Annotated in this window: 25 protein-coding genes and 1 tRNA gene; 10 read left to right on the forward strand and 16 right to left on the reverse strand. The window is 63.6% G+C overall.

Translation table 11 applies throughout. The features are described 5' to 3' along the window. Nucleotides 1-132: 132 nt before the first annotated feature. A tRNA-Ser gene (locus CSC67_RS11635) sits at nt 133-223 on the reverse strand. 43 nt (nt 224-266) lie between these two features. Next, nucleotides 267-1,805 carry an MDR family MFS transporter gene (locus CSC67_RS11640; RefSeq protein ID WP_245220208.1) on the reverse strand — a complete coding sequence of 513 codons (1,539 nt, stop codon included), beginning with the start codon at nt 1,803-1,805 and terminating at the stop codon, nt 267-269. A 267-nt stretch (nt 1,806-2,072) separates the two neighbouring features. Here CSC67_RS11640 and CSC67_RS11645 point away from each other — a divergent pair, with 267 nt between their 5' ends. Continuing rightward, complete coding sequence (locus CSC67_RS11645; protein ID WP_118994677.1) at nt 2,073-2,405, forward strand: hypothetical protein; 333 nt, start codon at nt 2,073-2,075, stop codon at nt 2,403-2,405. On the opposite strand, the gene serS is transcribed toward CSC67_RS11645, so the two are convergent. From serS to CSC67_RS11665, 4 genes are all read right to left on the reverse strand, one after another. Further along, nucleotides 2,392-3,747 carry a serine--tRNA ligase gene (serS, locus tag CSC67_RS11650; RefSeq protein WP_118994678.1) on the reverse strand — a complete coding sequence of 452 codons (1,356 nt, stop codon included), beginning with the start codon at nt 3,745-3,747 and terminating at the stop codon, nt 2,392-2,394. The two genes, CSC67_RS11645 and serS, sit on opposite strands and share 14 nt — an antisense overlap. A 199-nt stretch (nt 3,748-3,946) precedes the next feature. Then, nucleotides 3,947-5,263, reverse strand: coding sequence for a replication-associated recombination protein A (locus tag CSC67_RS11655; RefSeq protein ID WP_118994679.1), 1,317 nt, complete (start codon nt 5,261-5,263; stop codon nt 3,947-3,949). A gap of 28 nt (nt 5,264-5,291) precedes the next feature. Next, nucleotides 5,292-5,912 (reverse strand): outer membrane lipoprotein chaperone LolA, encoded by a 621-nt coding sequence (lolA, locus tag CSC67_RS11660; protein ID WP_118994680.1) that lies wholly within the window; start codon nt 5,910-5,912, stop codon nt 5,292-5,294. After that, entirely contained in the window at nt 5,902-8,262 is a 2,361-nt protein-coding gene (locus tag CSC67_RS11665; protein WP_118994681.1) for a DNA translocase FtsK, read from the reverse strand. Before CSC67_RS11665 ends, lolA begins: the two co-directional genes overlap by 11 nt. Nucleotides 8,263-8,307: 45 nt before the next feature. Here CSC67_RS11665 and trxB point away from each other — a divergent pair, with 45 nt between their 5' ends. The 3 genes from trxB to CSC67_RS11680 all read left to right on the forward strand — a co-directional run bounded on the left by trxB (nt 8,308) and on the right by CSC67_RS11680 (nt 11,368). Beyond that, entirely contained in the window at nt 8,308-9,267 is a 960-nt protein-coding gene (gene trxB, locus CSC67_RS11670; protein ID WP_118994682.1) for a thioredoxin-disulfide reductase, read from the forward strand. Then, nucleotides 9,254-10,000, forward strand: a complete 747-nt coding sequence (locus tag CSC67_RS11675; protein ID WP_167752865.1) for a Smr/MutS family protein — start codon at nt 9,254-9,256, stop codon at nt 9,998-10,000. The genes trxB and CSC67_RS11675 overlap by 14 nt, the downstream gene beginning before the upstream one ends. Nucleotides 10,001-10,396: 396 nt before the next feature. Then, nucleotides 10,397-11,368 carry an alpha/beta hydrolase gene (locus CSC67_RS11680; RefSeq protein ID WP_118994684.1) on the forward strand — a complete coding sequence of 324 codons (972 nt, stop codon included), beginning with the start codon at nt 10,397-10,399 and terminating at the stop codon, nt 11,366-11,368. 23 nt (nt 11,369-11,391) lie between these two features. Here the strand turns inward: CSC67_RS11680 and CSC67_RS11685 are convergent, their stop codons facing one another. Continuing rightward, the gene (locus CSC67_RS11685) at nt 11,392-11,688 is read right to left on the reverse strand and encodes an acylphosphatase (protein WP_118994685.1); all 297 of its coding nucleotides are present in this window, start codon (nt 11,686-11,688) and stop codon (nt 11,392-11,394) included. Between the two features lie 295 nt (nt 11,689-11,983). On the opposite strand from CSC67_RS11685, the gene CSC67_RS11690 reads away from it, so the two are divergent. The 3 genes from CSC67_RS11690 to CSC67_RS11700 all read left to right on the forward strand — a co-directional run bounded on the left by CSC67_RS11690 (nt 11,984) and on the right by CSC67_RS11700 (nt 13,448). Then, nucleotides 11,984-12,586 (forward strand): DUF502 domain-containing protein, encoded by a 603-nt coding sequence (locus CSC67_RS11690; RefSeq protein WP_118994686.1) that lies wholly within the window; start codon nt 11,984-11,986, stop codon nt 12,584-12,586. Nucleotides 12,587-12,671: 85 nt separating this feature from the next. Beyond that, a complete protein-coding gene (locus CSC67_RS11695; protein ID WP_118994687.1) occupies nt 12,672-12,983 on the forward strand; it encodes a DUF1488 family protein in 312 nt (103 codons plus the stop codon). Between the two features lie 120 nt (nt 12,984-13,103). Continuing rightward, nucleotides 13,104-13,448, forward strand: a complete 345-nt coding sequence (locus CSC67_RS11700) for an SMR family transporter (protein WP_118994688.1) — start codon at nt 13,104-13,106, stop codon at nt 13,446-13,448. Between the two features lie 25 nt (nt 13,449-13,473). On the opposite strand, the gene CSC67_RS11705 is transcribed toward CSC67_RS11700, so the two are convergent. The 7 genes from CSC67_RS11705 to icd form a co-directional block, all read right to left on the reverse strand. Then, a complete protein-coding gene (locus CSC67_RS11705; RefSeq protein ID WP_118994689.1) occupies nt 13,474-14,277 on the reverse strand; it encodes a siderophore-interacting protein in 804 nt (267 codons plus the stop codon). 35 nt (nt 14,278-14,312) lie between these two features. After that, nucleotides 14,313-14,906: a PadR family transcriptional regulator gene (locus CSC67_RS11710; protein WP_118994690.1), complete on the reverse strand. Its 594-nt coding sequence runs from the start codon at nt 14,904-14,906 to the stop codon at nt 14,313-14,315. Between the two features lie 70 nt (nt 14,907-14,976). Continuing rightward, on the reverse strand, nt 14,977-15,816 hold the full coding sequence (locus tag CSC67_RS11715; protein WP_118994691.1) for an ABC transporter ATP-binding protein: 840 nt from the start codon (nt 15,814-15,816) through the stop codon (nt 14,977-14,979). Beyond that, a complete protein-coding gene (locus tag CSC67_RS11720; protein ID WP_118994692.1) occupies nt 15,813-16,883 on the reverse strand; it encodes a FecCD family ABC transporter permease in 1,071 nt (356 codons plus the stop codon). The genes CSC67_RS11715 and CSC67_RS11720 overlap by 4 nt, the downstream gene beginning before the upstream one ends. A 12-nt stretch (nt 16,884-16,895) precedes the next feature. After that, entirely contained in the window at nt 16,896-17,912 is a 1,017-nt protein-coding gene (locus CSC67_RS11725) for a FecCD family ABC transporter permease (RefSeq protein ID WP_118994693.1), read from the reverse strand. Beyond that, on the reverse strand, nt 17,912-18,775 hold the full coding sequence (locus CSC67_RS11730; RefSeq protein WP_209304313.1) for an ABC transporter substrate-binding protein: 864 nt from the start codon (nt 18,773-18,775) through the stop codon (nt 17,912-17,914). Before CSC67_RS11730 ends, CSC67_RS11725 begins: the two co-directional genes overlap by 1 nt. Nucleotides 18,776-19,024: 249 nt before the next feature. Further along, nucleotides 19,025-20,281 (reverse strand): NADP-dependent isocitrate dehydrogenase, encoded by a 1,257-nt coding sequence (icd, locus tag CSC67_RS11735; RefSeq protein ID WP_118994695.1) that lies wholly within the window; start codon nt 20,279-20,281, stop codon nt 19,025-19,027. A 290-nt stretch (nt 20,282-20,571) separates the two neighbouring features. On the opposite strand from icd, the gene CSC67_RS11740 reads away from it, so the two are divergent. After that, nucleotides 20,572-21,000 (forward strand): DUF1841 family protein, encoded by a 429-nt coding sequence (locus CSC67_RS11740; RefSeq protein ID WP_118994696.1) that lies wholly within the window; start codon nt 20,572-20,574, stop codon nt 20,998-21,000. Nucleotides 21,001-21,273: 273 nt separating this feature from the next. On the opposite strand, the gene CSC67_RS11745 is transcribed toward CSC67_RS11740, so the two are convergent. Both CSC67_RS11745 and CSC67_RS11750 read right to left on the reverse strand, forming a co-directional pair. After that, nucleotides 21,274-21,636 carry a c-type cytochrome gene (locus CSC67_RS11745; protein WP_118994697.1) on the reverse strand — a complete coding sequence of 121 codons (363 nt, stop codon included), beginning with the start codon at nt 21,634-21,636 and terminating at the stop codon, nt 21,274-21,276. A 13-nt stretch (nt 21,637-21,649) separates the two neighbouring features. Continuing rightward, the gene (locus CSC67_RS11750; protein WP_118994698.1) at nt 21,650-22,000 is read right to left on the reverse strand and encodes a c-type cytochrome; all 351 of its coding nucleotides are present in this window, start codon (nt 21,998-22,000) and stop codon (nt 21,650-21,652) included. 154 nt (nt 22,001-22,154) lie between these two features. Here CSC67_RS11750 and CSC67_RS11755 point away from each other — a divergent pair, with 154 nt between their 5' ends. Both CSC67_RS11755 and CSC67_RS11760 read left to right on the forward strand, forming a co-directional pair. Further along, complete coding sequence (locus CSC67_RS11755) at nt 22,155-23,015, forward strand: AAA family ATPase (protein ID WP_118994699.1); 861 nt, start codon at nt 22,155-22,157, stop codon at nt 23,013-23,015. A gap of 48 nt (nt 23,016-23,063) precedes the next feature. Further along, nucleotides 23,064-24,236 carry a vWA domain-containing protein gene (locus tag CSC67_RS11760; RefSeq protein WP_118994700.1) on the forward strand — a complete coding sequence of 391 codons (1,173 nt, stop codon included), beginning with the start codon at nt 23,064-23,066 and terminating at the stop codon, nt 24,234-24,236. Nucleotides 24,237-24,325: the final 89 nt, after the last annotated feature.

Below are 24,325 nucleotides of genomic sequence, written 5' to 3' on the forward strand. Positions count from 1 at the left end.
ATCTGGTACGGAGCCGGAGATACCTGCGTGGCAAGTTACTTTGGCAAACGTCGCACACTGGGTAGCAATGCTAGGTAGAGCCGCAAAAGAAAAACCCTCGCAACTCGTTGAATTGCAAGGGTCTTCAAATACTGGCGGAGAGGGTGGGATTCGAACCCACGGTACGGTATTACCGTACGCCTGATTTCGAGTCAGGTACATTCGACCACTCTGCCACCTCTCCAGGTCTATTTCTAGACTTGTCTATTGCTAGACATTGACTGCGGTCAAGCCCGTGATTCTAGCATAGAAGACGAGCGGCGTGGAACCAGCAGCACCAAAATCAAGGTCAGTGCCGCCACCCACGCCATGCCGGCATAGACATAATGCGTGGCGGCGTCGAAAGCCGACTGCAGATAACGCGTGCCGGCCGGCCCCAGGCTGCCGGACTGCAAGGCGCCCACCACGGCATTGACTTCGGGAAGCGTGCCGGCCAAGGACGCGGGAGCATCCTGCAGCTGGCCGCGCATGGCGCCGTTGAAGATCGCGCCCGCAATGGCGGCGCCCAGGCTTTGTCCGAGATAGCGCGACCACATATTGGTGCTTGTCGCCACGCCGCGCTGGTTCCAGGGCACGATGGACTGTACGCCGACCAGCAAGGGCGTGGACAGCATGCCGAAGCCGGCGCCCAGCAAAATCTGGTCGGCGATGACCATCCAGTACGAGGGGTTGTCGGGCAGCAGCCTGAAGCCCGCGACCGCCGCGAACATCATTCCGGCTCCCAACAGGGCCGTGTCGCGGAAACCGATGCGCAGATACAGCCTGCCCGACCAAGAGGCCGCCGTCACCCAGCCCACACTCATGCTGGCCAGCACCAGGCCGGCGGCGATGGGGCCCAGGCCCAGCACCGCCTGGGCGAAGACAGGCAGATAGGCGCCCGGCGCCATCATGACCAGCCCCATGCCGACCATGGCCAGGTTGGAACCCAGCATTACGCGATGGCGCCACACCCAGCCGGGCATGATGGGCTCGGCGGCGGTGCGCTCGCGCACGACGGTGGCGGCGACCAATATCACTACTACGGCGAAGGTCAGCAGACTGGGCGCGGATGACCAGTCCCAGGCATTGCCTCCCTGAAGCAGGCCGAAAACGCCGGCCGATCCGGCCATCATCATCAGGATGGCGCCCGGGTAGTCGATGGCATGGTGGCGGGCGGGCGCCCGCTCGTGCAGGAAACGGGCGATGAGGCCCATGGCCGCCAGGCCGATGGGCAGATTGATGAGAAACACCCAGCGCCAGGTCGCGTACTCGGCAAAGGCCCCGCCCAGCGTGGGCCCGAGGATGGCGGCGATGCCCCAGACGCTGGACAGCCAGCCCTGGATTCTGGCCCTTTCACGCGTGGAGTAGAGGTCGCCCGCCAAGGTATTGACCGTGGCCATGATGGAGCCCGCACCCAACCCCTGCAAACCGCGAAACACGATCAGCGGAATCATGCCCCAGGCGGCCGCACAGGCCGCCGATCCGATCAGGAACAGCGCGGTGCCTCCGATCAGCACGGGTTTGCGTCCGTATAGATCGGCAAGCTTCCCATAGATGGGGATGGTGACGGTCTGCGCCAGCAGATAGATGGAGAACAGCCAGCTGAATCGTTCGAAGCCGCCCAGGTCGCCCACGATCTGGGGCACGGCGGTGGCCACGATGGTGATGTCCATGGCGGCCAGGGCCATGGTCAGCATCAGGGCGGCCAGTATCCACCGGCGATGAGCGATGGTGGGAGCTTGCACCGGTGCGTCAGGCTGGGTTTCGGGGGCGGCGTTCTCGTTCATGATGTCATCGCGCTGGAGTTGCCACATCTTAACGCGGCGGCGCCCGCGCCGCGAAGCGCTGAACCGTTACGCTGACGCCCCGGCCCGGCGAACGAGGCCGAACACACTTCTCCATGCGCTCGTGCTCAGCGCTTGAATGCTCTGCCCCAAAGGCCTATAGTGATTACAGAAACAAATTTGTGACACACGGCGGCACAAAGGGAAATGCCTTGGCATCTTCCCGTGTGGTCCGGCTTCAGGCCGGACAACTCTTCAAAGGAGGTTGTCATGTGGATCGAATCTTTCAATCTCGTGCTCGACGCCAACCAGGACGGCGCCATCAGTCTGGCCGAAGCCTGGCATATTTTCGGGTGGCTCTATCAGTTGCCCGGCAATCTGGTCATCGAGCTGTTGGGGGCCCTTCCCCCAATCGCCAATCTGCTGCAGATTCGCGCCTCGGCCGAAACCGGCTATGGCAGCCTCAACGGCGGGCTCGCCACCGCGGTTTCATTGCTGATCTGGCTGCTGGTCGTCATACAGCTGGCGGGCCTGCGCGAAAAATGGGCGGCTCACCGCCAAGGCAAGCCGGCCCATCGATCGAACCACTTCAGGCACTCTTAGCCGGCTCCAAGCGCTCGACGCCGCCCATGTAGGGGCGCAGCGCCTCGGGCACGACCACGCTGCCGTCCTGCTGCTGGTAGTTTTCCAGCACGGCCACCAAGGCTCGGCCCACGGCAAGGCCCGAACCGTTCAAAGTATGCAGATACTCGGGCTTGCCTTTTTCAGGACGATAGCGCGCCTGCATGCGGCGCGCCTGGAAGGCCTCGCAGTTGGACACCGAAGAGATCTCGCGCCATGTGTCTTGCGCCGGCAGCCATACTTCGAGGTCGTAGGTCTTGGCGGCGCCAAAGCCCATGTCCCCGCCGCACAAGAGCACCACCCGATACGGCAGCCCAAGGCGCTGGAGCACGGTTTCGGCATGCCCCACCATCTCTTCGTGAGCGCGATACGATTCATCCGGATGCACGATCTGCACCATTTCGACCTTGTCGAACTGGTGCTGGCGGATCATTCCGCGCATGTCGCGCCCGCCGCTGCCGGCCTCGGAGCGGAAGCACGGCGTATGAGCCGTGAGGCGTATGGGCAGGTCGGCCAGCGGCACGATGGAATCCCGCACCGAGGCCGTCAAGGTGATTTCCGAGGTGGAGATCAGGTACAGGTCTTCGCGCGCGATGGGCTTGCCCTGCTCGTCGAGCTGTTCTTCGTCGTCGCCGCCCTTGGTCACCCAGAACATGTCGTCCTTGAACTTGGGCAGCTGGCCCGTTCCGAACAGGGTCGAGCTGTTGACGATATAAGGCGTATAGCACTCTTGATAGCCATGCTCTGCAGTCTGCAGGTCGAGCATGAACTGCGCCAGGGCGCGATGCAGGCGGGCTATGGGGCCGCGCAACATCATGAAGCGGGCGCCCGACAGCTTGCGCGCGGCATCGAAATCCAGACCCAAGGGCTCGCCCAGGCTGACGTGATCACGCGGTTCGAATCCCAGCGGGGGCGGATTGCCGTCGCTGCCCGCCTCGCCCGGCAGCCAGCGCCTGACCTCGACATTGTCGGCCTCGGACTCGCCCGCCGGCACGCTTTCATGCGGCAGATTGGGCAGCGTCATCAGCCAGCCGCTGAGTTCTTCCTGCACCTGGGCCAGGTCGGATTCGAGTTCTTTGAGGCGGGCGGGAATGGCTTGGGATTCGGCCATGGCGGCCGTGGCGTCCTCGCCCTTGGACTTGAGTTGTCCAATCAGCTTGGATACGGCATTGCGGCGCGCCTGCAGGGTTTCGGTTTCGACCTGGACGGCCTTGCGGCGAGCCTCGAGCGCATTGAACCGCTCCACGTCGAAAGAGAGGCCGCGGCGTTCGAGCGCGCTGACGACGGTGGGAAGATCTTTGCGTAGCTGATTGGGGTCTAGCATCTTGATTGGAAGAGAAGAAAATTAAATATAAAGAAAACGGGCGCCTTCGGCCCGCTTAAACAGCACATACGAAAGAAGCGCCGGCGCTGCTCGACGCATCTATTACCTTTTTAACAACCAACCATTTAAATGGTTGGTTGTTAAGATTTTACCCTTGCGACACGATGCCCGCGGAAACGCCGCGGCCTTTCCGAACCGCTCAGGCGCCGCCCTTCCCGCCCGCCTCGTCGTCGAGGCTTTTGAGAAAAGCCAGCTTATCGGCGATTTTCGACTCCAGGCCGCGCGCCACCGGCCGATACCAGCCCGGCGCCGGCATGCCGTCGGGCAAATAGGTTTCGCCCGCCGCATAGCCATGCGGCTCGTCGTGCGCATAGCGGTATTCGCGCCCATGGCCCAGCTCTTTCATCAGCTTGGTGGGCGCATTGCGCAAATGCACGGGCACTTCGCGGCTCTTGTCCTTCTTGATGAAGGCGCGCGCCTGGTTATAGGCCATGTAGCCGGCGTTGCTCTTGGCCGCCACCGCAAGATAGATCACCGCCTGCGCCAGGGCCAGCTCGCCTTCGGGCGAACCCAGGCGCTCGTAGGTCTGCGCCGCGTCGTTGGCGATCTGAAGGGCGCGCGGGTCGGCCAGCCCGATATCCTCCCACGCCATGCGGATGATGCGCCGGGACAGATAGCGCGGATCCGCGCCGCCGTCCAACATGCGGCACAGCCAGTACAGGGACGCGTCCGGGTCCGAGCCCCTGACAGACTTGTGCAGCGCGGAGATCTGGTCGTAGAAGCTGTCGCCGCCCTTGTCGAAGCGCCGGGCATTGAGCGTCAGGGCGTTCTCGATGAAAGCGGCATCGATGCGGGTGGCGCCGCTGGCCTGGGCTGCCGTGCCGGATTGTTCGAGCAGGTTCAGGAAACGCCGGGCGTCGCCGTCGGCATAGCCGATGAGGGTGTCGATGGCCAGCTCGTCAAAACTGAGATGCCTCAGCGACTCGGTTTGCGCCGCCTTGTCGAAAAGCTGCCGCAGCTCTTCGTCGCTGAGCGATTTGAGCACGTATACCTGCGCCCGCGACAACAGGGCCGAATTGACTTCGAAGGACGGGTTCTCGGTGGTCGCGCCGATGAAGGTGACCAGCCCCGACTCGGCATAGGGCAGCAGGGCGTCCTGCTGCGACTTGTTGAAGCGGTGGATCTCATCGACGAAGAGAATGGTCTGCTTGCCCAGCGCCAGGTTGTGCTGGGCCTGCTCCATGGCCATGCGGATGTCCTTGACACCCGAGAAGACGGCCGACAGGGCGATGAATTCGCAATCGAAGGCCTTGGCCGTGAGCCGCGCCAGCGTGGTCTTGCCCACGCCCGGCGGGCCCCACAATATCATCGAATGCGGCTTGCCCGACTGGAAGGCCAGCCGAAGGGGCTTGCCCTCGCCCAGCAGATGCGACTGCCCGATGACCTCGTCCAGAGTCTGGGGCCGCAATGCCTCGGCAAGCGGCGCCACCGGCTCTTGTGAAAAAAGATCGGCCATGCAACTGCCCTTTTAGTGTTAACAGGCCCTACTGCATCTTGACGACGTCGACGTCGGCCGGCGGCTTGAACTGGAACAGGGACGCGGGCAGCTCGGGATTGGCCTTGATATCGGAGAGATCGATGCGCGTGGTCTGGCCGAAAGCGTCCAGCAGCAGCAGGCGGGCCGGCAGGTCGTTGCGGAAGCCGATGTCGACGTGGCTGAATCCGGCGTCCGCTCCGCGCGGCGTGGCGCGCAGCCACTGCAGGCCGTCGTCGTCGGGCAGGGACTGGACGACGAAGGAATCTTCGAGCGAACCCGAGCCGAACAGGATGGCGGCGGGCGAAGTGCCAATGGACTGATCCACCGAGCGCTGCGTGACCTGCGCCAGATCGGGGTCGTACTGCAGCACTTTCTCGCCGTCGGAGACGATGAGCTGCTCGTAGGGTTTTTTGACGTGCCAGCGGAACTTGCCCGGCCGCTGGAAGGAAAACTCGCCCGACTGCTCGGGCCGGCCCTGGGCCTGGCCGCTGGTCTGCTGGCTGAAACTGCCCGTGGCCGAGGCCACCTTGGCGACGAACTGGTTCAGTTGCGCGGGCGCGGCGGCCGCCATGGACACGAGCGGGGCCAGCGCAAGGGCCGCCGCCGCCCAGAACTGTTTAATCTGCATTGGAAGCGTCTCCGGCGGGTACGAGAATGTCGCGATTGCCATTGGCCTGCATGGCCGATACCAGACCCGCCTGCTCCATTTGCTCGAGCAGGCGCGCGGCCCGGTTGTACCCGATGCGCAAATGCCGCTGCACCGACGAAATGGATGCACGGCGGTTCTTCAGAATAACTTCGACGGCCTGGTCGTACAACGGATCGGACTCGGCGTCCGCAAAGCCCGTGACGCTGCTCACACCGTCGCCGGTTTCGCCCTCTAGCGCACCCTCGAGCAGGCCCTCGACGTAATTGGGCTCGCCCTGCTCTTTCAGGTATTCGACCACGCGGTGTACTTCGTCGTCGTGCACGAAAGCGCCATGGACGCGGGTGGGCAGCCCCGTGCCCGGCGGCATGTACAGCATGTCGCCCTGGCCCAGCAGGGCTTCAGCCCCCATCTGGTCGAGAATGGTGCGCGAATCGACCTTGGACGACACCTGGAAGGCGATGCGGGTGGGAATATTGGCCTTGATCAGGCCCGTGATGACGTCGACGCTGGGCCGCTGGGTGGCCAGAATGAGGTGGATGCCGGCGGCCCGCGCCTTTTGCGCCAGCCTGGCGATGAGCTCTTCGATCTTCTTGCCGACCACCATCATCAGGTCGGCCAGCTCGTCGATCACGACCACGATGGTGGGCAGGGTATCGAGCGGCTCGGGCGCATCGGGGGTAAGCGAGAAGGGATTGGGAATGGGCTCTTCGCGCTTGATGGCCTCGCGGATCTTGGCGTTGTAGCCGGCCAGATTGCGCACCCCCATCTTGCTCATGAGGCGGTAGCGTTTTTCCATCTCGCCCACGCACCAGTTCAGGGCGTTGGCGGCGTGGCGCATGTCGGTGACGACCGGCGCCAGCAGGTGGGGGATGCCCTCGTAGATGCTCATTTCGAGCATCTTGGGGTCGATGAGGATGAGGCGGGTCTGGGTGGCGTCGGCCTTGTACAGCAAGGACAGGATCATGGCGTTGATGCCCACCGACTTGCCCGAGCCCGTGGTGCCGGCCACCAGCAGGTGGGGCATCTTGGCCAGGTCGGCCACCACCGGGTTGCCGGCGATGTCTTTGCCCAGCGCCATGGTCAACAGGGACGGCGCGGCGTAATAGGTTTGCGACCCCACGATTTCGGAAAGCTTGACCATCTGGCGGCGCGGGTTGGGCAGTTCGAGCCCCATCAGGTTCTTGCCCGGTATGGTCTCGACCACCCGGATGCTGACCAGGCTGAGCGCACGGGCCAGATCTTTGGCCAGATTGACGACCTGGCTGCCCTTGACCCCGGTGGCCGGTTCGATCTCGTAGCGCGTGATGACGGGCCCCGCCTGGGCAGAGACCACCACCACCTTGACGCCGAAGTCGGACAGCTTCTTCTCGATGAGGCGCGAAGTGAACTCGATGGTTTCGGGAGATACCGTTTCGACCTGCTCGGTGACCGGATCGAGCAGGCTGATGGCGGGCAGATCGCCTCCGCCCCCGCCGGGCGCGGCCGGAGCGGTGAACAGCGTTTTTTGCTTTTCTTTCTCGACCCGCACCGATTTGGGCACGGAGACGATGGCGGGCTCGATGCGAACGGGCTGCTCGTGCACCAGTTGTTCCTGCTTGGCCACGACGCTTTCGTCGCGCTCGGCCTTTTTGGCGACGCCGACCCGGCGGTCTTCGCGGGCGGCCTTGAATTCGAGCAGGCGGCGCAAGCCTTTCTCGATGGCGCTTCCGACGCGCTCGGCCACGTGCAGCCAGGAGAAGCCGAAGAACAGGCTGGCGCCCACGGCCATGAATACCAGCAGTATCAGGGTGCAGCCCGTGGAGCCAAAGGCCTGGACCATGCCGGCGGCCAGCAGCTTGCCCAGTTCGCCTCCCGCCCCGCCGGGCAGATGGGCGCCGACATGGGTAAGCTGCATGGCCTCGACGCCCATGGCGCCGATGAGGAGCAGCGCAAAGCCCAGGGCGACCTCCCAGCGCACGCGCGGCAGGGTTTCAGCCTTGAGTTCGGGCAGCAGGACGCTGGTCAGGCGGTAGAAGCCCACCACCACCCGATGCACCAGCAGCACCACCCACAGCCAGGCCGAATAACCGAACAGGAACAGCAGAAGATCGGACACGTAGGCGCCCAGCATGCCCCCGCCGTTGGCGATGGACGATGCATGGACTGAATGAGACCAGGCGGGATCGCCTGGGGACCAGGTTGCCAGCACCAGGCCCAGCCAGGCCGCCAGTGCGGCGAAGAGAATCCAGCGGGCTTCGCGCGCGAGCCCCGAGAGGCGGGTTTGCAGCGGCGAAGGGCCGTTGCGTACATTGCGCGAGGAGCGGGAAGGAGCAGCGGGTAATCTAGCCATGGACTCATTATAATTGGCTGGATGTCTTTTTACGGATTTTCTGCAATGACCACACCCAAGCACGTCAAAGTACTCATTCTCGGCTCGGGGCCGGCAGGGTACAGCGCGGCCGTGTACGCGGCGCGCGCCAACCTGAAGCCCGCCCTGATCACCGGTCTGGAACAAGGTGGCCAGCTCATGACCACCACCGACGTGGACAACTGGCCCGCCGACGCCCAAGGCGTGCAGGGCCCCGACCTGATGCAGCGCTTCCAGGCGCACGCCGAGCGCTTCGACACCGAACTCATCCACGACCACATCGCCAACGTGGATCTCTCCAAACGCCCCTTCACCCTCACCGGCGACACGGGCGCCGTCTATACCTGCGACGCCCTCATCATCGCCACCGGCGCCTCGGCCCAGTATCTCGGGCTGCCCTCCGAACAGGCGTTCATGGGCCGCGGCGTGTCGGGCTGCGCCACCTGCGACGGGTTCTTCTATAAAAAGCAGGACGTCATTGTCGTCGGCGGCGGCAATACGGCCGTCGAAGAAGCTCTTTATCTTTCCAACATCTGCTCCACCGTCACCCTGGTGCACCGCCGCGACAAGTTCCGCGCCGAACCCATCCTGGTCGACAAGCTCATGGACAAGGTCGCCAACGGCAACATGAAGCTCAAGCTGTTCTACGAGCTCGAAGAAGTCCTGGGCGACGATTCCGGCGTCACGGGCGCCAGGCTGCGCAACAACCAGAACGGCGAGACCGTCGATCTGGCGGTCACCGGCGTGTTCATCGCCATCGGACACAAACCCAATACGGGCATCTTCGAAGGCCAGCTCGACATGGAAAATGGCTACATCGTCACCCGCAGCGGCCTGCAGGGCATGGCCACCATGACGTCCGTGCCGGGCGTGTTCGCGGCCGGCGACGTACAAGACCATGTCTACCGCCAGGCCATCACCAGCGCCGGAACGGGCTGCATGGCGGCGCTGGACGCACAGCGCTGGCTGGAGAATGCAGACAAATAGCAAGCCCGGCCTGGCCGACCTGAAGCGCCTGCGCCAGAAGGCTCAGGCGGCCGACACGCCGGTTCCGGCGCGGCCGCGGAAAAAACGCCGCAACGCCTCGGACAAGAAGAGCGGCGAGGGCGCGCCGCCTCCCGAGTCGGGCGATGCCGGCGCCGGACCTGAAACCGCCACCGAGCCTTTGACAGCGGAAGACAAAGCCCTGTTCCGGCAGGCGGTCAAGTCCGCCCGCCCCCTGGCCCCCACGAATCGGGCAATATTGCCCCCCGTGCCGGCCGCGTCCGCACCCATCCTGAAGCAAAGACGCCAGGCGGCCGCGGGCGCCGAGGCCGCCGTACCCGCGCCGATCTCCGACCTCTATGCCTCGCCGCGCCTGGCTCCGGACGCCTCCCATTTCGTTCAGGCCGGCTACGGACCGGACCTGCTGAAGAAACTGGCAAAGGGAAAATGGCCCATCGGCGCAAGCCTGGACCTGCATGGCGCCACCCTGGACGAAGCGCGCCTGCGCATGGACGGTTTTCTGCGCTCTTGCCTGCAACACGGAATCAGATGCGTGCGCATCGTGCACGGCAAGGGCCATGGGTCTAGAAACAATGCCCCCGTGCTGAAGGAAACCGTCAGGCGCTGGCTGACCCAGCTCGAAGATGTGATGGCCTATGCCGAATGCGACGAGCGCGACGGCGGCGCCGGCGCCGTGCAGGTCTTGCTGCGAGCCGACGAAGAGCCGGGCTCATAACGGCGGCCGCAAAGCCCCGCGTTACGCGGGCTCACGCCCACTTGCCGCCCCAATGAATTGCTTTTTTGCCCGGGTTGCCGGTTGTGGGGCGGCCTGGCTACAAAAAGACTAGCGTCAAAACATCAAGGCCGGCGAAGAATCGCCGGCCTTGATGTGGTTTCTATTTTTTATGGGTGCTGCTTTATGTGCATTGTTATGCGCCGTAACCCGGCATGCCCATGCAGGGCCTGTCTCCTCACCTGCATGAACCGCATTTTGCACCATTCTCTTACATGACACACTTAGGGAATGCACCTATATTGGGCAAAAAGCTTCGATTGAAAAATCCTATTACGGCGACTGCAGCCCGATCAGCTTATAGTCGCACAAACTCATACCAACACGAGGAGAACACTCATGGCCTTGCCTTTCGACCCCAATGTGAACCACGGACGCCGCCATCTCATCGGCACGGGCCTGGCCACCACGGCCCTGGCCGTGGCCGGCTCGGTCTCGGCCGCCGACGCCAAAGTGTGGCTCGACTACGACCAGGCGACATTGGACAAAGTCTATGATCAGGTCAACTATGCGCCCAACATCAAGACCGTACTGGGCCGCTATGCCAGCAACAGCGACATCACGCGGTCACGGCTGGGCGAACCCAAGCGCCTGGCCTATGGCAAGTCGAAAGTCGAGGCCATGGACCTCTACCCTGCCGCCCAAGACAACGCCCCCATCCACATCTTCATACACGGCGGGGCCTGGCGCTCCGGCGCCGCCAAGGCCTACGGCTTCCTGGCCGAGCCCTTCGTGGCGCGGGGCGCCCACATGCTGATTCCCGACTTCACCAATGTCCTCGAAAACGACGGCAATCTCATGCCGATGACCGAGCATGTGCTTCGCTCCGTCGCGTGGGCGTACCAGAACGCCGAGTCTTTCGGCGGCGACAAGAACCGCATTTATTTGTCGGGCCACTCTTCAGGCGGGCATCTTGGCGGCGTGGCGGTGACCACCGATTGGGAAAAAGAATACGGCGTGCCGGCCGACGTCATCAAGGGCGCCGTGCTGATCAGCGGCATGTTCGACCTGAAGCCCGTGCGCTTGTCCTCGCGCAGCAATTACGTGGCCTTCACCGATGAAGTGGAGCAGGCGCTGAGCCCGCAGCGCCACCTGGACAAGCTCAATACGCCTTTGGTGCTGATTTACGGCGACCAAGAAACGCCGGAATTCATGCGCCAGTCCAAGGATTTTGCCGCGGCGGTCGAAAAGGCCGGCAAGCCGGTGCAATTGATCGAAGGAAAGGGCTACAACCACTTCGAGATCGCCGAAACCCTGGCCAACCCGTTTGGAATCGCCGGCGCCCCGGCTCTGGAGCAGATGAAGCTGTAACCGTCCCCGCCGGCGACATAGACTTATATCTGCTGAAAATTGTCGAAGTGCCGCTCGGTGTGGTTTTGACTGTGCGTCACTTCGGCCACCCGCGCCGACGGCGGGCCCTGATGCAGCCACGACAGCATCCGGTCGACCTGCTCGGCGTCGCCCTGGATCAGCGCCTCGACCGAACCGTCGGGCGCATTACGCACCCAGCCCGTAATGCCCAGAAGATGCGCCTGCCGCACGGTGGCGGCGCGAAAGCCCACACCCTGCACGCGCCCGGTAACACGCACGTCGAGGGTCTCTATTCCGTGATTCGAACCTAAAGTCTTCATACCGGCAGTTTAACGAATCCTGTTTGCGGGATGGAGCGCGTCCGACGCGGGCGAAAATGCCTTTTTCTTGACGGAACGCAAGAAACCGTCGTTTTCATCCCGCTATAGTAAAGGCGTCCGGTCGGCAAAACGGCGGCCGGGCAAGCCCTTTCATATGCTCTGGTAGTACCTTCGCGGGCCGCAAGGCCCGTTTTTTTTGCCGCAGGACCAGCAGGCGCATCGCCCCGAGTAGGATAAAATCGCCCTACCCTCCGTGCTTGCGACGGCCGGCACGCCGCGCCAGGAATCCTGCCCCATGAAAAACCTGTCCAAGTACTTCATCCGCGGCCTGATCGCCATTCTTCCCGTGGCGTTGACCTTATACCTGCTGTACATCTTTCTCGCCTGGAGCGAGACCCTGGCCTATACGCTGCTGGGGCCGATCATCGGCGACATCTATGTGCCGGGCATGGGCCTGGCGGTTGCCGTATTGCTCATCATCGCCCTGGGCTATCTGCTGTCGCTGCGGCGGATTCGGCGCATGGTCATCATCTTCGAACTGCCCTTCAACAATATTCCGGTCGTAAAAAGCATTTACTCCTCGGTCAAGAGTTTTGCGGACTATTTTTCGCCCGGCGGGGGTTCCCAGGGCACTCAGCAAGTCGTTTTGCTGCGTCTGCCGGACCAGCCGGTGGAACTGGTGGGGCTCGTCACCCGTCACGGCGTGGAAGACCTGCCCGAGGGTTTCATCACGGGCGAGCGGGTGGCGGTGTATTTGCCCATGGGCTACATGATAGGGGGCTATACCCTGTTCGTTCCCAAAGACTGGGTGCATCCCATCGACATGTCGGTAGAGGAAGCGATGCGCTCGTCGCTCATTGCATGGATGGCCCGCTCGGGCCCCGCGAGCCGGCCGTAACACCCTCTTTCAAGCACAGGCTCCACGCGGACGGCCGAAGGCACTACCATGGGTGGTGTGTCAACCGTCATGCAAGGAGGCTGCAATGGGTGAATTCGCCAAAATGACCGGCGCCAAGTACCAGGACGGCTACGTCCGGTTCTCGTGGGGCGAAGGCGTCAACAAGCGCCAGTACGAAATCTCGGGAGACGCGCTGCTGCAGGCCTTCGATGCCGAAGACGGCAGCGGCAACAAGCTGCTGGACGCTTTCGAGCGCGGCCGGGAACACATCATCAGCGCGGCGGAGGAAGCCCGCAATACGCCTACCGATGGAATCATCGAATTGGGCAGCGGCGATTTCGAACCCAAGAACGATCGGGGCGGCATTTCGCCCGGCGAGTCGGGCGGGCCCGGTTGACGACCCGCCGCACAATGCACGGCTTACCCCGGACAGCCGACGGTGCGGGCTCAGCGCGGCCGTGGAGCCTGTAGATGGAAATCAGGGCATAATTTCCCGGTCGCAACCGTTAGAGTGCCCATGAAACCCATCATTGCCGCATACGGCGCCCTGGGCGTAGCCATCGTTCTCGAAGTGATAGGCACGACCATGCTGCAGAAGTCGGAGCAGTTCACGCGCCTGTTTCCTACGCTGGCCATGGCGCTGTGCTACCTGAGCGCTTTTTATTTTCTGTCCGTGGTGCTCAAGACCATGCCCGTCGGCCTGGCCTATGCCATCTGGAGCGGCCTTGGCATCGTGCTGATTTCCATCATCGGCTATGTGGTGTTCGGCCAGAAGCTCGATCTGGCCGCGCTTATCGGCCTGGCCTTCATCATCGTCGGCGTGATGATCGTCAATTTATTCTCGAAATCAATCGGCCATTGACGGCGCCGGGTCGCGCCGCAGCCTCCTATTCGAAGTTGACGTGGGTCGCGGGAGCTTCCCTGCGCCAATAGCTTGCCGCGCGGATTCGGCCTTTGTCGAGGCCGCGCTCATTGACCAGGTGCTCGCGCACTTTCTGGATGGGGGTGTATTCGCCCGCGGCCCAGACATAGCCCTCGCCCTCGGGCAGGACCAGTTCGCGCGTAGCGCGCTCCAGGGCGTCCATGCCATCATCCGATGCGTCCAGCCATTGGATGCGCAGATCGCAACGGGATTGGAAATCCATGCGCGACGCTTCGTCTCGTATCTTGACGATCACCAGCGCCTGCGCGCCCTGCGGCAACTCTTCGAGCCGCCGCCCGATGGCGGGCATGGCGGTCTCGTCGCCGATCAGCGCATGCCAGTCGAAGCCTGTCGGAATGACGAAGGAACCGCGCGGGCCGCCAACGCCCAGGGTATCGCCCACAGACGCCCCCATGGCCCAGTCGGTGGCTGGGCCGCTGTGATGCAGGACGAAATCGATGTCCAGTTCTTGTGCCGCCGGATCGTAGCGGCGCGGCGTGTAGTCGCGCGCGATGGGTCGCGGCGCGTCGTCCGGAAACTGCAGGCCGTTGGGCCCGGCGACGGGCATGGCCAGCTCGGCGCCCGGCTCGGCGGGAAAGAACAGCTTGACGTGGTCGTCGAAGGAAGCGGAATGAAAGCCTTCGAGATCGGCGCCCACCAGTGTGATGCGGCGCATGGAAGGCGTCAGCTCGGTGATGCGGCCCACCCGCAGCATGCGCAGCTTCAGGGGATGCCTCAGTTTTTGTACGGTCAGGTCTGCTTGGGTCATGTGGTGTTCGCTTGTTTGTTTGGGAAGAGATGGGGTCAACAGGCGCCGCGGCTTTTATTTGCCGGCGGTGTGCCGGAAGGAGCGGCGCCCTGCTCGATTTCGGCCACGGCCTTGTTCAGGATGGCGACCAGGCGCCGCTGCTCGTTATGGTCGGCATCGCTGCGTGCAAACAGGGCCGAACGCATGGCCCGCCGCGCCTCGACGAACTCGGGCAGCCAGCCCGTGGCCTGCGCCGCGGCCTCGGGGTCCATGTTCTGGGAAATCCAGAGCATCTTCTTTGCCGCATGGCGCAACCGGGTAAAGAGCATCTGCACGGCATGGGCTTGGCTTTCCAGATACCGCCGGCCCGAATCGGACAGCATGTAGCACTTGCGCTTGCCTTCGGCTTCGACCCGGGCATGGCCCTGTTGCACCATCTGGCCCAACACCGGGTACAGCGCGCCCGGACTGGGACTGTAGAAACCCAGGGACGTCGCCTTGAGCTCCTTGATGACTTCATAACCATGGCGCGGCCCCTGCTCCAGCAGGGCAAGCGTCATCAGATACAGCTCCTGCGCCGTGAATTTGCGTCCGCGCGTAAGGGACCCGTGCCCTTGCGACGGCATGTCGCCGGTTATGTCATTGTCCATAGATTATATCTTACGATATATCTTATGACCCATGCAAGTAATAAACGCCGTGCTGACATGAGCGCCCCGATCACGCGCGGGTCAGGCCTGCAATGATGGGCGTGCCCGTATGGGGGTCGGGCACCAGCGTGCACCGTACGCCGTAAAGCCGCTCCACGAGTTCCGGCGTCACGATCCGGAGGGGCCGGCCCTCGGCCACGATGGCGCCGTCGCGCATGGCAATGAGATGATCCGCGTAACGGCAGGCGCTGGACAAGTCATGCACCACCATCACCACCGTCTTGCCCGCCTCGGCCAAGCCGCGTATCAGCTCGAAGACTTCGATCTGGTGCCCCAGATCGAGCGCCGACGTGGGTTCGTCGAGCAGCAGCAAGGGAGTCGCCTGGGCAATGGCCATGGCGATCCATGCGCGCTGGCGCTGGCCGCCGGACATGGCCTCCAGCGGGCGGTCGGCCAGGTCGAGCAGATCCGTGGCGCGCAGCGAAGCCTGGACGACTTCCTCGTCTTCTTGCGACCACTGCCGCAACAGACCCTGATGCGGCTGACGCCCGAAACGGATGAGTTCGGCCACCGTCATGCCGTCCGGCGCAATGGCGTCCTGCGGCAGCAAAGCGAGCTTGCGCGCCACTTCACGCGAGGGACAGCTCGAAATGACGCGGCCATCCAGCAGCACCGCCCCGCTGCTGGGCTTGCGCAGCCGCGACAGCCCGGCAAGAAGCGTCGATTTGCCGCAACCGTTGGGACCCACAATGGCCGTCACCAGCCCATCGGGAATGGTCACGGACAAGTCCTCGATGATGCGGGTCTTGTCATAGCCCAGCGTCACGCGGCTGGCCCGCAGGCGAGCGCTTGCGCCGTTCCGCTCGCGCGCGGCGTCGAAAATAGGGTGCAAGGAAGACTCCTCTTTCATGTCATGCCCCTGCCGGGTTTGCGCAGCAATATCCATAACAGGTACGGGCCGCCGACGACCGCCGTGACGACGCCGACCGGAATTTCGATGGGAGCGAACAAGGTACGGCCGACCCAGTCGGCGGCTATCATCATCAGCGCGCCGACCAGGCCCGAGAGCAGCACGGGCACGCCTTTGTCGTCCGCAAGATGGCGCGCGGCCTCGGGAGCGGCCAACGCGATCAGTCCCACCGGCCCCGCCACGGCCACGGCCAGGCCGGTCAGCCCCACCGTCAACACCAGCACCATTGCGCGGGTGCGGGCCAGACTGACTCCCAAGCCGATGGCCACCGCATCCGACAGGCGCAACGGGTCCAGAGATCGCGCCGCATACTTGGCGGCCGGCACGCACACGGCCAGGCCCGCCGCGAGCAGCCATATCGACAAGGCCGGCCTCGCGTTGAGACTGCCCACGGTCCAGGGATAGGCCTGGTTGGCGCTGTCTATCCCCGTGCGAGCCAGCATCAGATTGGTGATCGCGCCAAACATCACACCCACCGCAATGCCCACGATGATGAAGCGGTACCCCCGCGCGCCGGCGCCTGCGGACAGCGCAAAAACCAGTATCGCCGCAACGGCCGCGCCCCACAGCGCCAGAACCGAAGGCGCGAGAGAAGTGGGCACGGCCACGATGGAAGCCACGGCGAAGGCGCTGGCGCCGTCGTCGATGCCTATGATGCTGGGCGTGGCCAGCCGGTTGCGGGCCAGGGTCTGCAGCAGGCAGCCTCCGACCCCGAAGGCAAAGCCGCTCAGCACGCCCGCCGTCAAGCGCGGCAGGCGCAAGTGCTGGATGAGAAAGACCTGCATGTCGGGTCCCGCTCCGAACGCGGCCAGGACCGCATCCAACGGCGACATGCCGGCCGCGCCGGTCGACAGGCTGAGCGCCGACAGCGCCAGCAGGACGCAGGACATAAGCAGCGCCGCCCCGGCACTGCGGCGATGGACCAGCACATGCAGGCCCCGCGTACGGAGCAAAGCGTAGCCATGGGGCGCGTAACGGGCGGCGGAAGATGGAATGCGAGAACTCATGCGCTGTTGACACTACAGGACGGGAAGGCGCTGGCTGCGCACGATGGCGACCAGGCAGGGCGCGCCCACGAAGGCGGTGACCACTCCTATGGGCAGCTCGTAGGGCCGAACGACCAGGCGGGAGACGATGTCGGTAAACAGCACCAGGGCCGGGCCGGCCAGCAGCGACAGGGCCAGCGCGCGGCGGATGTCCGTGCCCACCAGGCGCCGGGCGACGAAGGGCACGACCAGGCCGACGAAGGCGATGGGCCCGGCGGCCGCCGTGGCGGTGCCCACCAGAATGGCCACCACCACCAGCGCCCAGATGCGGGTCGCACGCGGGCGATGGCCCAATCCCGTCGCCAGATGTTCTCCCAGCGCCAGGGCGGCCAAGGGCCGCAGCACAGGCAGCAGCACCAGCAGTCCGGCCACGGCGCCTGCTATGCTCCAGCTCAGTGCCTCGGCCGGACGGCCTCCCAATGCGCCGATGATCCAGAAGCGGATTTCGTCCGCCGTGCGCTGGTCGTAAAGCAGGATGAGCGTGCTGAGCGACATCAGAATGCCGCTGAAAGCGGCGCCGGCCAGGACGAGGCGGACCGGGTCGTCGCCCACGTTCCGCATCTGCGTCACCAGCAGCACCAGAAAACAGCCCGCCATCGCCCCCAGAATGGCCACGCCCAGATTCAATGTGGCGGCTCCGGCGCCCAGGCCGATCGCCAGCACCACGGCGAACGAAGCTCCCGCACTGACGCCCAGAAGCCCCGGTTCGGCCAGCGGGTTGCGCGTGGCGGCCTGCAGCACGGCGCCTGATGCGCCCAGGCATGCGCCGACCACCAGGCCCAGAAGCGTTCGCGGCCAGCGCAGCTGACTCACCACGAACTGCGCATCGGGATCCTGGGACAGGCCGGCCAGCACGCGCATGGCCTCGCGCGGCGAAACGCTGCCGGCCCCCCAGGCTAGGCTGGCCAGGACCAGCAAGGCCAGTACGATGGTTGCGGCCAGGGCTGCACGGCCCGGTGAAAGGGCCGCGGACGGGCTTGCTGCACGCATCAGTTCAGGAAGGTCTGTTCGATGTTGTCGAGGATGAGATCGGCGGCGAGCACGCCGGTGGCGCTGCTCCATATCTGGCCGTCCACCGTAGAGACATGATCGTTCTGCACGGCGGCGAGCCGGGTGAACGCGGGCTGGCGCTTGGTGGCCGCCAGCGTGTCGGCGCCTTCTTTGTTCAGCGTGGCCAGGAACAGCCAGTCGGCATCGATGCCGCCCAGGTTCTCCAGGCTGAGCACGTCGCTATGGGGCCGGTCGCCCTGCTTGCCCGCCAGTTCGGGAGTCTTGAAACCCAGGGAATGCAGCAGCTGGCCGGTGAACACTTTGTCCGACATGATCATCGGCCCTTGCGGCATCCAGCGCACGACCGAGACGGTGCGGGGTTCTCCCAGACGCTTGCGCAGATCGTCGATGCGGGCGTCCAGCTTCCGATAAGCCTCGTCGATCTGCGCCTCGCGGCCCAGAGCCTGGGCGTAGGTGGACACCATCAAACGCCAATCGTCGGTGAATTCCGCGTCTGGAATGATGGTGGGAGCCATCAGGCTGAGCTTGGCGTAGACGTCGCTCGATAGCGTTTGCGGCGCCAGGATGAGATCGGGCTGCAGGGCCAGGATGGCTTCCAGGTTGTATTCGCGCGCCGTGCCCACGATGCCGAGCTTGCCCGCGCGCTGCTGAAGATATTCCGATACCGTGTTGCTGCCGCGCGTAGCGACCGTGCCCACCGGCTGGATGCCGACCGCAAGCGCCGTATCGAGCGCGCTTTCACTGAGGGTGACCACGCGCTGCGGCGTGCCTTCGACCTGGACGACGCCCTTTGCGGTCTGGACGTCCCACGCAAACGCTGCGGAAGACGCGCCGGCGGCCAAGGCTAGAGTGACTCCGATTGCCCGCGCAAAACGAGAGAACCGGCTTGTGGAGGTGCTGCTGTGGGGGAAATTCATATCGACCTAAGAAAAACGTGACAGGCGGCCCCCTCCCGTAATGCAAATCGTTATTGTTACCAAAAAATTATAGCCCATTCGGCCAAGCGTCAGCGCCGGCGGCGGTCCAAAAAAACAAAACCCGCGGAATCAGATGTTTCCGCGGGTTTCAAAAGCAGTGTGAACGGCGCAAGCTTACATGTTGTCGATCATGACTTGGCCAAAGCCCGAGCAGGAAACCTGGGTGGCGCCTTCCATCAGACGGGCGAAGTCGTAGGTGACTTTCTTGGACAGAATGGATTTTTCCATGCTGCTGATGATGAGGTCGGCGGCTTCGGTCCAGCCCATGTGGCGCAGCATCATTTCGGCGGACAGGATCTCGGAACCGGGATTGACGTAGTCTTTGCCGGCATACTTGGGCGCGGTGCCGTGGGTGGCTTCGAACATGGCCACGGAGTCGGACAGGTTGGCGCCCGGAGCGATGCCGATGCCGCCGACCTGCGCGGCCAGCGCGTCGGAGACGTAGTCGCCGTTGAGGTTGAGCGTGGCGATGACGTCGTACTCGGCCGGACGAAGCAGGATCTGCTGCAGGAAGGCGTCGGCGATCGAATCCTTGACCGTGATCTCGCGACCGGTCTTGGGATTCTTGAACTTGCACCACGGGCCGCCGTCTATCAGCTGCGCGCCGAACTCCTTCTGGGCCAACTCGTAGCCCCAATCACGGAAGCCGCCTTCGGTGAACTTCATGATGTTGCCCTTGTGCACCAGGGTGACCGACGACTTGTCGTTGTCGATGGCGTACTGGATGGCCTTGCGCACCAGGCGCTGCGTGCCTTCGCGCGACACGGGCTTGACGCCGATGCCCGAGGTTTCGGGGAAGCGGATCTTGTCGACGCCCATTTCTTTCTGCAGGAAGCTGATGAGCTTCTTGGCGTCGGCGCTTTCGGCCGAGAACTCGATGCCGGCGTAGATGTCTTCCGAGTTTTCACGGAAGATGACCATATTGGTTTTTTCGGGTTCTTTGACCGGCGAGGGAACGCCCTTGAAGTACTGCACGGGACGCAGGCAGACGTACAGGTCGAGCTGCTGGCGCAGGGCCACGTTCAGCGAGCGGATGCCGCCGCCCACGGGCGTGGTCAGGGGGCCCTTGATCGAGACGACATAGTCTTTGACGGCCTCGAGGGTTTCTTCGGGCAGCCAGACGTCGGGACCGTAGATTTTGGTGGACTTTTCGCCGGCGTAGACTTCCATCCAGTGGATCTTGCGCTTGCCGCCATAGGCCTTTTCAACCGCGGCGTCGACCACCTTGAGCATGACCGGAGTGATATCGGCACCAGTACCATCGCCTTCGATGTAGGGGATGACGGGCTCATCCGGAACGTTGAGCGAAAAATCGGCGTTTACGGTAATTTTTTGGCCCGCATCGGGGACCTTGATGTGCTGATAGGACATGGACGCTCCAGTTGCTCCATAAAAAATGGAAGATTCAGTGAAACCGCAACATTATAAACCAAGTCTTATATAAGACTAAGACAAAGGAAATAGCGCCGGCTTCGAGGGTGTTGGGCTCATTTTAACGACTATCCCGCCGCACATGGAGACCCGCAGAGGCGATACGGGCAAGGATTGGATCGGCGGCCCGTCCAGACATCGGGTATATCCGGCCGGAGACGGCATAGGCAGGCGAGCCGGAAGCGGCGGTTAAAATGGCTTGTGTCCCACCTTCTCATGCCTCTGCTTCCATGTTCAACCCCTCTCGCGAGCAAGTACGCCGATTTTTCACCGAAGCCTGGCTCAAGCACAGGCGGGCGGGCGTGCTGACGCCGCTGGAAAGCATGGCGGTCGATTGGATGCTTCAACATCCCGAATACCATGCCGCGCTCGAAGACCCCGATGCGGTCGAGGCCGACTTTCCCGTCGAGGCGGGCCAGACCAACCCCTTTCTTCATCTGTCCATGCACCTGGCCATCAGCGAGCAGCTTTCCATCGACCAGCCGCCCGGCATCAAGGCGGCCTACGAACAGTTGCTGGCCACCCGCGACCCGCACGCCGCCGCACACGAAATCATGGAATGCCTGGGCGAAGTGGTGTGGGAAGCGCAGCGCCTCGGCACCGCCTTCAGCAGCGAAGGCTATCTAGACCTGATCCGGCGCCGCATCACACGCAATTAGTATTGACACGAAGCGGACCGCGCCAGCCCCGGACCCGCCTCGTGGTGCGCCTGCTGCCCGGTCGAACAAGAAAAACTCGGAAGCCCGAAGCACCGCATGACGCGGAAGGTAAACCGCATACCGCCTCTCGCCAGGGCAAAGCGCTCGATGAATGCGTGCTTTGCAGAAAGTACGTCGCCGTTTCTTGCACCATGAAAAAACCGCCTGCAGGAGGCGGTTTCTTCATTGGGGCAGCTCGAAGGCAGGCTTGCCGGCTCGAGCGGCGGCGGCCGCCTACTTGCTGACGGACAGCGGCGAAGGCAGCGAGGCCAGCCAGGCGGAGATGTTTTCGATGTCGGCGTCGCTGAGCTGCTGAACCATGGCGCCCATGACCGCGTTCTTGCGCACGTTGGCCGAAGCGGGCGCGCCGGCCTGGCCGCGCTTGTAGGACTTGAGCGAGTGGGCCAGATAGTCGGCATGCTGGCCGGCCAGAATGGGGTAGGTGGGCAGCGTGGACGTCTTGGCATCGGCGCCGTGACAGGTGGCGCAGGTGTACTTCTGGAAGGCTTCTTGGCCTGCGGCCAGGTCGGCGGCTTGGGCGGATGCGCCCATAGCAGCGAACAGGGAAGCCGCTACGGCGAGAGTCAGTTTGTTCATGTCGGCTCCCGGATTACTTGAGACTGGAATAATAGGCGGCGAGATCGGCCATGTCCTGAGGGCTCAGGCTTTTGGCGATGGCTTCCATGGTGGGAAAGGTGCGGTCGCCGCTGGCGTATTCCTGCAGGGCGGTGACGATGTACTCGGCATTCTGCCCGGCTATCATGGGAACGTGGTAAACCTCGGGGAAGCTGGCCTTGTATCCTTTGATGCCGTGGCAGCCGATGCACATGGACACTTTACCGACTGCCGCTTGCGCGTCGCCCACGGGCGCATCGGCGGCCAAAGCCGGGCCCGCGATTCCACAGAAAGCCGTCACGGCCAGCGCAAATGCTGTGCGCTTCAGATTTGTTCGCAACTTCATATTAGCTCTTTTAGCAGTAGATAAAAGCCGGCCTTGCTTGCTCGCGACCGACGAACCCGTTGGATTGTACGATAATTGAAGCCAAGCCTGCCATGCACCCTACTCAACCAGGCGGTGCGGCACTGACCGCCGCGCCGCAAAAAACGGAAGCAACATGACATTCAAACCCTCTGCCACCGAACGTTTCGAAGGAACCGAACGCTATGTCGCCACCGACGACCTGAAGCTGGCGGTGAACGCCGCCCTGTCGCTGCAGCGGCCGCTGCTGGTCAAGGGCGAGCCCGGCACGGGCAAGACCATGCTGGCCGAAGAAGTGGCCGCGGCCCTGGGCCGCCCACTGCTGCAATGGCATGTCAAGTCGACCACCAAGGCCAACCAGGGCCTGTACGAATACGATGCCGTCTCGCGGCTGCGCGACTCGCAACTGGGCGACGAAAAAGTGCGCGACATCGGCAACTACATCGTCAAGGGAGTGCTGTGGCATGCCTTCGAATCGCCCGACCCGGTCGTGGTGCTGATCGATGAAATCGACAAGGCCGACATCGAGTTTCCCAATGACCTGCTGCGCGAACTGGACCGCATGGAGTTCCATGTGTATGAAACCCGCCAGACCATCCAGGCGCGGCACCGGCCGCTGATCATCATTACCTCGAACAACGAGAAGGACCTGCCCGACGCCTTTCTGCGACGCTGCTTTTTTCACTATATCAGCTTCCCCGACCCGGACACCATGCGCAACATCGTGTCGGTGCACTTTCCGGACATCAAGCAGGACGTCCTTTCCGCCGCGCTGGACACCTTCTTCGCCCTGCGCGATGCGCCGGGCCTGAAGAAAAAGCCCTCCACCTCCGAATTCCTCGACTGGCTTCGCCTGCTGATGAGCGAATCGATTCCGGCGGCGCAGGTCGCCAGCCCGCAAGACCTTCCCGTCATGGCCGGCGCGCTGCTCAAGAACGAGCAGGACCTGACCCTGCTGCAGCGCCTGGCGGCCGTCAGCCGCGCCAGCCGCCGCTGACCGGATGCCTTTCATGCCTGCCAAGGTTCACACACGGGTATCGGCGCCATGCTGACGGACTTCTTCTATCATTTGCGGGCCCACAAGCTGCCCGTGTCGGTGCAAGAGTATCTGACCCTGCTCGAAACGCTTCGGGCGGGTGTCATGCCTCCCACCCTGGACGACTTCTACCATGTGGCGCGCATGGCGCTGGTCAAGGACGAAACCCTGTTCGACCGCTACGACCAGGCTTTCGGCGCCTTCTACCGGCAACTCGAAGCCGCCTTGCCCGCCGACAAGGAAATCCCGCTGGACTGGTTCCTGAAGGATTTCCAGCGCCAGCTCACGCCCGAAGAAAAAGCGGCCATCCAGAAGCACGGCTGGGACAAACTCATGGAACTCTTCAAGAAGAGGCTCGAAGAGCAGCAAGAGCGCCATGCCGGCGGCAACAAGTGGATAGGCACGGGCGGCACCTCGGCCTTCGGCCATGGCGGCTACCACCCCGAAGGCATACGCGTGGGCGGGCCCTCGGCTGGCCACCGCACCGCGGTCAAGGTCTGGGAAAAACGCGAATTCCGCGACTACGACGACCAGCAGGAACTGGGCACGCGCAACTTCAAGATGGCCTTGCGGCGCCTGCGGCGCTTTGCGCGCGAAGGCGCCGAGCTCGAGCTGGATCTGGACGACACCATACGCAGCACGGCGCGCAACGCGGGCTTTCTCGACTTGCAGATGGTTCCCGAGCGCCACAACACTGTCAAGGTGCTGATGCTGCTGGACGTGGGCGGCAGCATGGACGACCACATCAGCCGCGTCGAAGAGCTTTTCTCGGCGGCGCGCAGCGAGTTCCGCCACCTCGAAGTGTTCTACTTCCACAATTGCCCTTACGAATCGCTGTGGCGCAACAACCAAAGGCGCCGCGCCGAGCGCTTCGACACCTGGGACATCCTGCGCACCTACAACGACGACTGGCGCCTGATTATCGTGGGCGACGCCACCATGAGCCCGTACGAGATCCTTCATCCGAACGGATCGGTCGAGCACCACAATACCGAGACGGGCGCCGCCTGGCTGCAGCGCCTGCTCGACAATTGGCCGCGCGCGGCATGGCTCAACCCCGAGCCGGAGGGTTACTGGCCGTATCGGCAGTCGATCGCCATCATCAAGAACATCATGCAGGATCGCATGTACAGTGTCACCGTAAGCGGCCTGGAGCAGGCCATGCGCCAGCTGTCCAAATGAACTTGCCCGCCCCGAAGGGCTCAAAGACATGATCCGGACCGGCGCGGAGCCTGCCGACGACAGGGCGGTTGCCCCAGTCGACAAGCCCC

Source organism: Pusillimonas caeni, from assembly GCF_003545815.1.
Lineage (GTDB): Bacteria > Pseudomonadota > Gammaproteobacteria > Burkholderiales > Burkholderiaceae_B > Pusillimonas > Pusillimonas caeni.

What these genes read in the sequence shown, in the direction of transcription:
- CSC67_RS11760 (WP_118994700.1), top strand. Translation starts at nt 23,064, where the DNA reads ATGCTGACGGACTTCTTCTATCATTTGCGGGCCCACAAGCTGCCCGTG.
- CSC67_RS11640 (WP_245220208.1), bottom strand. Translation starts at nt 1,805, where the DNA reads ATGAACGAGAACGCCGCCCCCGAAACCCAGCCTGACGCACCGGTGCAA.
- icd (WP_118994695.1), bottom strand. Translation starts at nt 20,281, where the DNA reads ATGTCCTATCAGCACATCAAGGTCCCCGATGCGGGCCAAAAAATTACC.
- CSC67_RS11755 (WP_118994699.1), top strand. Translation starts at nt 22,155, where the DNA reads ATGACATTCAAACCCTCTGCCACCGAACGTTTCGAAGGAACCGAACGC.
- CSC67_RS11705 (WP_118994689.1), bottom strand. Translation starts at nt 14,277, where the DNA reads ATGACCCAAGCAGACCTGACCGTACAAAAACTGAGGCATCCCCTGAAG.
- CSC67_RS11700 (WP_118994688.1), top strand. Translation starts at nt 13,104, where the DNA reads ATGAAACCCATCATTGCCGCATACGGCGCCCTGGGCGTAGCCATCGTT.
- CSC67_RS11750 (WP_118994698.1), bottom strand. Translation starts at nt 22,000, where the DNA reads ATGAAGTTGCGAACAAATCTGAAGCGCACAGCATTTGCGCTGGCCGTG.
- CSC67_RS11715 (WP_118994691.1), bottom strand. Translation starts at nt 15,816, where the DNA reads ATGAAAGAGGAGTCTTCCTTGCACCCTATTTTCGACGCCGCGCGCGAG.
- CSC67_RS11655 (WP_118994679.1), bottom strand. Translation starts at nt 5,263, where the DNA reads ATGGCCGATCTTTTTTCACAAGAGCCGGTGGCGCCGCTTGCCGAGGCA.
- CSC67_RS11690 (WP_118994686.1), top strand. Translation starts at nt 11,984, where the DNA reads ATGAAAAACCTGTCCAAGTACTTCATCCGCGGCCTGATCGCCATTCTT.
- lolA (WP_118994680.1), bottom strand. Translation starts at nt 5,912, where the DNA reads ATGCAGATTAAACAGTTCTGGGCGGCGGCGGCCCTTGCGCTGGCCCCG.
- CSC67_RS11725 (WP_118994693.1), bottom strand. Translation starts at nt 17,912, where the DNA reads ATGCGTGCAGCAAGCCCGTCCGCGGCCCTTTCACCGGGCCGTGCAGCC.
- CSC67_RS11675 (WP_167752865.1), top strand. Translation starts at nt 9,254, where the DNA reads ATGCAGACAAATAGCAAGCCCGGCCTGGCCGACCTGAAGCGCCTGCGC.
- CSC67_RS11710 (WP_118994690.1), bottom strand. Translation starts at nt 14,906, where the DNA reads ATGGACAATGACATAACCGGCGACATGCCGTCGCAAGGGCACGGGTCC.
- CSC67_RS11645 (WP_118994677.1), top strand. Translation starts at nt 2,073, where the DNA reads ATGTGGATCGAATCTTTCAATCTCGTGCTCGACGCCAACCAGGACGGC.
- CSC67_RS11680 (WP_118994684.1), top strand. Translation starts at nt 10,397, where the DNA reads ATGGCCTTGCCTTTCGACCCCAATGTGAACCACGGACGCCGCCATCTC.
- trxB (WP_118994682.1), top strand. Translation starts at nt 8,308, where the DNA reads ATGACCACACCCAAGCACGTCAAAGTACTCATTCTCGGCTCGGGGCCG.
- CSC67_RS11695 (WP_118994687.1), top strand. Translation starts at nt 12,672, where the DNA reads ATGGGTGAATTCGCCAAAATGACCGGCGCCAAGTACCAGGACGGCTAC.
- CSC67_RS11740 (WP_118994696.1), top strand. Translation starts at nt 20,572, where the DNA reads ATGTTCAACCCCTCTCGCGAGCAAGTACGCCGATTTTTCACCGAAGCC.
- serS (WP_118994678.1), bottom strand. Translation starts at nt 3,747, where the DNA reads ATGCTAGACCCCAATCAGCTACGCAAAGATCTTCCCACCGTCGTCAGC.
- CSC67_RS11665 (WP_118994681.1), bottom strand. Translation starts at nt 8,262, where the DNA reads ATGGCTAGATTACCCGCTGCTCCTTCCCGCTCCTCGCGCAATGTACGC.
- CSC67_RS11685 (WP_118994685.1), bottom strand. Translation starts at nt 11,688, where the DNA reads ATGAAGACTTTAGGTTCGAATCACGGAATAGAGACCCTCGACGTGCGT.
- CSC67_RS11745 (WP_118994697.1), bottom strand. Translation starts at nt 21,636, where the DNA reads ATGAACAAACTGACTCTCGCCGTAGCGGCTTCCCTGTTCGCTGCTATG.
- CSC67_RS11720 (WP_118994692.1), bottom strand. Translation starts at nt 16,883, where the DNA reads ATGAGTTCTCGCATTCCATCTTCCGCCGCCCGTTACGCGCCCCATGGC.